Below are 6952 nucleotides of genomic sequence, written 5' to 3'. Positions count from 1 at the left end.
GGGGACAGGCCATGAGGTGGGATGAGATGGGCGAGTCGCCCGGATGGGACAGGTCGGTGTCGCGGGACGGGAGCGTGGACGGTGGGCCGGCTCGCGGTGGGCGGGGCTCTGTCGTGGCCGTGGTGGCGGAGAAGCCCGCCGTGGCGCGCGACATCGCCCGGGTGCTGGGCGCCACCGAGCGCGGCGAGGGCTGCCTGCGCGGCAACGGCTACGTCGTGACGTGGGCCATCGGGCACCTGGTGGGCCTGGCCCAGCCGCATGAGATCCGGCCCGAATGGAAGAAGTGGCACCGCTCGCACCTGCCCATGCTTCCGGCGGACTGGCCGCTGGTGGTGTCGGACTCGACGAAGGCCCAGTTCGAGGTCGTCCGCCGGGTCATGAACGCGCCGGAGGTGTCCTCGGTGGTGTGCGCCACGGACGCGGGCCGCGAGGGCGAGCTCATCTTCCGGTACATCTACGACGCCGCCGGGTGCCGCAAGCCGGTGCGGCGGCTGTGGGTGTCGTCGCTCACGGAGCGCGCCATCCGCGACGGCTTCCAGCACCTCAAGGACGGCAAGGCCTACGCGCCGCTGGCGGACGCCGCCATGGGGCGCAGCCGCGCGGACTGGCTCGTGGGCATGAACCTGTCGCGCCTCTACACGCTGGCGAGCGGGACCTACGGCAGCATGCTGTCCGTGGGGCGCGTGCAGACGCCCACGCTGGCCATGGTGGTGGAGCGCGAGCTGGCCATCCGCGACTTCGTGCCCCGGGACTACCTGGAGGTCGTGGCCACCTTCGCGCCGCGGGGCAAGGGCGTGCCCGCGGGGGCGCGGTATCAGGGCACGTGGTTCCGCTCGGGGCCGGACGGCAAGCCGGTGATTCCGCCGGGCTACGACTCCGTGCGCGAGGCGCGCCGGCTGGACGCGGACGGCGTGGAGGCGGGCCGTGTCATCGACCGCGTGCGCAGCGGCAGCGCGGTGGTGGAGTCGCTGGACGCGGAGACGAAGCGGATGCCGCCGCCGCTGCTCTACGACCTCACGGAGCTGCAGCGCCACGCGAACCGGCTGTTCGGCTTCAGCGCACAGCGCACGCTGGAGGTGGCGCAGGCGCTCTATGAGAAGCACAAGCTCCTGAGCTACCCGCGCACGGCGAGCCGGCACCTGTCGGAGACGGTGGCGGACACGCTGCCGGAGGTGGTGCGCGCCATCCAGGCGCCGTACCAGGAGGACCTGGCGCCGGGCACGGGCGAGCGTCCCCTGGGCAAGCGCTACGTGGACGACGCGAAGGTGACGGACCACCACGCCATCATCCCCACGCCCATGCCGGCGTCCGGCGTGCGGCTGTCGCCGGACGAGCAGCGCCTCTACGACCTGGTGTGCCGGCGCCTGCTCCAGGCGTGGCACGAGGACCACGTCTGGAAGGTGACCACGGTCATCACCGCGGTGACGTCGAAGGGGGCCGCGGGGCCGGTGGTGGACCGCTTCCACAGCGCGGGCACGCAGGTGGAGAAGGTCGGGTGGAAGGTCCTGGACGTGGGAGGCGGGCAGAAGGCGCCGCGCCTCAAGGCCGAGGGCAAGAAGGGGGCGGACAAGGACAAGGAGGACGAACCGGACGACGAGCCGCAGGACCTGCCGCCGGGGCTCGCGCGGGGACAGGTGCAGACGGTGGAGGACGTGGAGGCGGTGAAGAAGCGCACGCGTCCGCCGCCGCGCTTCACGGAGGCGACGCTCCTGACGGCGATGGAGTCGGCCGGGCGCACCCTGGATGAGAAGGAGCTGGTGGACGCCATGCGCGACACGGGGTTGGGCACGCCCGCCACGCGCGCCGCGACCATCGAGCTGCTGCTAGAGCGCGAGTATCTCACCCGCGAAGGCAAGCGCCTGGTGGCCACGGAGAAGGGCATCCATCTCATCGGGGTGGTGCACCCGGACGTGAAGTCCCCCGTGATGACCGGGCAGTGGGAAGCGTGGCTCCAGCGCATCGAGCGCGGCCAGGGGGCGCTGAATGCGTTCATGAGTGGCATCGAGGCGTATGTGCGGGAGGTCGTGGGCCAGGCGCCCACGTCGTTGCCACCCACGCCGGCACAGGCTGGACCGGGGAGCCGGAACGGCTCCGCGCCCGCGCGCTTTGAAGCCACGCGGCCCCATCCCGCGCAGGGACCCGCCGAGGAGCTCTTCCGGACCCGTGAGGCCGCGACCGCCACCGTCCAGAGCGCGGTCCGCGCCAACGCCACGCGCAACGAGGTCGGTGCCTCCGCGAGCATGGCGCAGGGGGGAGAAGGCTCCCGCGCGGGAGGCGCGTTCGGCCACGGCGCGGCAGGCGGCGCACGCCAGGCAACAGGCGCCCCTGCCAGCGGTGCCTACGGGGGGAGCGCTGTCCCCCTGGGTGATGCACGGCACGCGGGGGCTTCCACCCACGGTTCCTACAGTGGCTCCGACGGCCACGCAGGCGCCGCTCGGTTCGCGTCAGGCGCTCCGGCTCACGGCCCCCTCGGTGCCGTGGGCGGCGGGATGGGTACGGCCGCAGGGCGCACCGCCCGGGCCGCGCCGCTCCGCGTCCAGGACCTGCCTCCCACGATTCCCTCCGCGGAGGTGCGCACCGCCTTCGTGCAGGCCTCCTCCGAGGGCTTCGGCCGGGCCAAACGCCAGCCCCAGGGCGTGGACATGGGCAGTGGCCGGCCGGAGCGCGTGCATCGCGCGCCCACGCCCCCGGACAAGCTGCGGGGGCTCCTCAAGGAGGCCTTCGGCTTCCCTGACTTCCGCCCGTATCAGGAAGAGGTCTGCCGCGCGGCCACGTCCGGTGAGGACCTGCTGCTGGTGATGCCCACGGGCGCGGGCAAGTCGCTCTGCTACCAGCTCCCGGGGCTCGCTCGCGCGGGCACCACCGTCGTCGTCAGCCCGCTCATCGCGCTGATGGAGGACCAGGTGCTGCGGCTCCAGTCGTTGGGCTTCGCCGCGGACCGCATCCACTCCGGCCGCGACCGGGCCACCTCCCGGCAGGTCTGCGCCGAATACCTGGAAGGCCGCCTGGACTTCCTCTTCATCGCGCCCGAACGCCTGGGCGTCCCCGGCTTCGTGGAGCTGCTGGCCCGCCGCACGCCCTCGCTCATCGCCATTGATGAAGCGCACTGCATCTCGCAGTGGGGCCACGACTTCCGTCCCGACTACCGGCTGCTGGGTTCGCGCATGCCGCTGTTGCGTCCCGCGCCCGTGGTGGCCCTCACCGCCACCGCCACGCCGGACGTGCAGAAGGACATCGTCCAACAGCTGGGCCTGCGCGGCTCCCGGGGCGGCGCCGCGCATACCTTCATCCACGGCTTCCGCCGCACCAACATCGCCATTGAAGTGCGCGAGCTGAACCCGGGCGCTCGCGGCGACGCCATCCTGTCGCTGCTCAAGAACCCGGAGCACCGGCCCGCCATCGTCTACGCGTCCACGCGCAAGCACGCGGAGCAGTACGCGGACCTGCTCGCGCACGACTTCCACTCCGCGCCGTACCACGCGGGCCTCCAGCCGTCGGAGCGCGACCGCATCCAGGCCGCGTTCCTCAAGGGCCACCTGGAGGTCATCGTCGCCACGACGGCGTTCGGCATGGGCATCGACAAGCCGGACGTGCGCACCGTCATCCACGCGGCGCTGCCGGCCAGCCTGGAGGGCTACTACCAGGAGCTGGGGCGCGCGGGGCGCGACGGCAAGGACTCGCGCGCGGTGCTGCTCCACGCCTTCGTGGACCGGCGCACCCACGAGTTCTTCCACCGCCGCGACTACCCGGACCCCTCCGTCCTGGAACGCATCTACCAGGCCACCTCCAACGAAATGGAGCCCAAGGCCTCCATCCAGGCCCGCGTGCGCGGCGACCCGGAAATCTTCGACAAGGCCCTGGAACAGCTGTGGATCCACGGCGGCGTGGAGATGACGCCCGACGAGGACGTGCGGCGCGGACGCGCGGGCTGGGCCGTGGCGTACATCGCGCAGCGCGAGCGCAAGCAGCTCCACCTGGAACAGATGGGCCGGTACGCGGAAGCGCACGACTGCCGCATGCGGCACCTGGTCGCGCACTTCGGCGACGTGCAGGACTCCGGCGCCGCCTGCGGCCTGTGCGACGTGTGCGCGCCCGAATCGTGCGAGGTCGTCCGCTTCGAGGAGCCCTCCGCCATGGAGGCGCACGCGCTGGGCCGCATCCTGGAAGCGCTGCATGCCCGCGATGGCCAGGCCACCGGACGGCTCCACCGGGAGCTCTTCGGAGAACAGCTCCACCGCCGCGACTTCGAACGGCTCGTGGGCGGATTGGTGCGCGCGGGGCTGTTGCGCCTGGACTCGGACTCCTTCGACAAGGATGGCCAGGTCATCCTCTTCCAGCGGCTGTCCCTGACGGACACGGGCCGCCGCGCGCGCGTCATCGCCCCCGGACAGGTGGTGCTGCCGCAGGCGCGCGAGGTGCCCTCCAAGAAGCGCAAGGGCCGCACGGCCGCCGGCGGCACGAAGCGCACGACCCGCAAGCGCGCGGCCAGCGCGGAGGCCTCGCCCCGGGGCCGCGGCAAGGCCCGCCGGGGCGCCACTGAGTCCTGGGCCCCGCGCGGCGCCTCCGACGACGCGGACTCCAACCCACGGGCCTTCCCCACGGACGCGCCCCCCGCGGGCCGGAGCGGCTGGAGGGCGCGCGCCACGCCGGAGTCGTCGCCGGCCCCCCGGGCCTCCTGGAACGCGTCCCGCAACGCACCGCCGGAGCCGGGCTTCTCGGCGCCACCGGCGTCGCCCGCCCTGGTGGAGACCCTCAAGGAGTGGCGCCTCACCGAGGCCCGCAAGCGCAAGGTGCCCGCCTTCCGCATCCTCACCGACCGCGTGCTGGATGCCATCGCCAGCGCGCGGCCCTCCAGCGGCGCGGAATTGATGTCCATCCACGGCGTGGGCCCCGCGCTCACGGAGCGCTACGGCCCGCAGATCCTCTCGCTCGTGTCCCGCCGACGCTGACAGCGGCCTCCCTGGCCGCGTGTCTCACGGCGGGCAGGGACCGGTGGATCAAGGTCCAGAGGGGCGCTCCGTGCTCCTGGCTGCGACGCCCGGTGTCAGCGTGGCTCCTCGCCGCGCCGTGCACCCCCATGGCCGGCCCGGCGTGGGCATCTCCTTCCTCTGCAAGGCCCCGGCGTGGGACGTGCCGCCCGCCGCGAACCGCCTGACAAGGGAAATCCCTTTCCTGGGCCGCAGGCGCGGAGGGCGGGCGGCCGGGCGTGAAGCTTGTTTCCCAAGCTTGTAGGCAGAAGTCCGGGTGCCACCTTCTCAACCACACGCGCAATCGGAGCGGCGTGGGGGTTCAAGGGGGCGCGCAAGATGGAGCTGGGATTCGAAACGATTGGCAACGCCACACTCATCTGCCACGACAACGGGCCAGTGCTGGTGACGGATCCGTGGACGGACGGAGACGCGTACTTCGGCAGCTGGACGCTGTCCCACGAGATTCCGGACGCGCAACGCCAGGCCATCCTGGACTGCCCCTACGTGTGGCTGTCGCACGGCCACCCGGACCACCTGAGCATGGCGTCGCTGGAGAAGCTGCGCACGCGCACCCTGCTCATCCCCAACCACGTGGGCCACCGCATGCGCGACGACCTGCGCGAGGCGGGCTTCCGCGTCCAGGTGCTGGCGGACCGCGAGTGGACGCGGCTGTCACCGCGCATCCGCGTGCTGTGCCTGCCGGACGTGAACCAGGACGCGGTGCTGCTGGTGGAGGTGGGCGGCCGGCTCATCGTCAACCTCAACGACGCCGGTGACCGCGGCCAGGGCCGCTTCGTGCGCCGGGTCATCAAGGAGTACAGCGAGACGTACCTGCTGGCCCTGTCCGGCTACGGCGACGCGGACATGATGAACTTCTTCACCGAGGACGGGAACCGCATCCTCCCGTACGCGGCGGCGAAGACGCCCGTGGGACAGACCATCGCGCGCATGGCGGAGACGTACGGCGTCCGCTACTTCGTCCCCTTCAGCTCCATGCACAAGTACCAGCGCGCCGACAGCGTCTGGTGCTCCGAGTACACCACCACGCTGCCGGACTACGCGCGGGGCTTCGCCTCCAACTCCTGCGAGATGCTCCCGGCCTTCCTGCGCCACGACTTCACCAACGACTCCTCCGTCTCCATCAACCCCAGGGAGCGCCTCCTCAAGCCGGTGGACCCCAAGGAGTACGGGGACGACTGGAGCGAGCGCCTGGAGGCGGACGAGGTGAAGCAGCTGGAGCAGTACTTCCGCGCCGTCGAGCACCTGGGCACGGTGATGGACTTCCTGCGCTTCCGCGTGGGCGGCCAGGAACACGTCATCGAGTTCAACAAGCGCCGCTTCCACAAGGGCATCACCTTCGAGGCGCCCCGCAACTCGCTGATGACCGCCGTGAAGTACCAGGTGTTCGACGACCTGCTCATCGGCAACTTCATGAAGACCACCGTGCACGGTGGCTTCGGCAAGGGCAGCCTCTACCCGGACTTCAGCCCCTACGTGGCCAAGTACGCGGACAACGGCCATGCCCGCACGGAGGCGCAGCTGCGCAACTACTTCAACGAGTACAAGAGCCGCGACATGGTGGGCTACCTGCGCCACCAGCTGGATGCCCACTGCGTGCGCCCCCTCCAGATTCAGTCCGCGGAGCTGCTGCGCACCCTGCTGCCCCCCAACTCCAACGCCTTCCGCATGGCCAAGGAGACCTATTGGAAGATGCGCCGCGCCATCCTCTAGGAATTCCGTGGAAAATCCGGCGAGGACCTGACCGGAATCAGGACACCTTGCTGTCTCTTTCTCAGACATGGAGAGGCCCCAGGTGAAACCTTTGCATTTCCAGGTATTTACCTGGGGCCGTGTCACGTGAAGTGACGGTTGACGCGGGGAGGGCTGGTGCGGGAGCGCTCCAGCTATCCTCGCGTTTCCTGTTTTTCTCCTGGGGAGCGCCGTTGGCCCGGCAGTTGCTGAATGGCCCGGCGCGCGGCTGA

Annotated in this window: 2 protein-coding genes; both read left to right on the top strand. The window is 71.3% G+C overall.

The genetic code is table 11. The features are described 5' to 3' along the window. The first annotated feature begins 11 nt into the window (after nucleotides 1–11). Nucleotides 12–4949, top strand: a complete 4938-nt coding sequence (locus D7X32_RS19015) for a DNA topoisomerase 3 (protein WP_208752477.1) — start codon at nucleotides 12–14, stop codon at nucleotides 4947–4949. Between the two features lie 357 nt (nucleotides 4950–5306). Further along, nucleotides 5307–6701, top strand: coding sequence for an MBL fold metallo-hydrolase (locus tag D7X32_RS19010; protein WP_120603978.1), 1395 nt, complete (start codon nucleotides 5307–5309; stop codon nucleotides 6699–6701). Nucleotides 6702–6952: the final 251 nt, after the last annotated feature.

Origin of the sequence: Corallococcus carmarthensis, from assembly GCF_003611695.1 — a bacterium.
GTDB lineage: Bacteria > Myxococcota > Myxococcia > Myxococcales > Myxococcaceae > Corallococcus > Corallococcus carmarthensis.
Note: the sequence above shows the minus strand (reverse complement) of the source record. Positions and strands in the feature narration are given on the sequence as shown.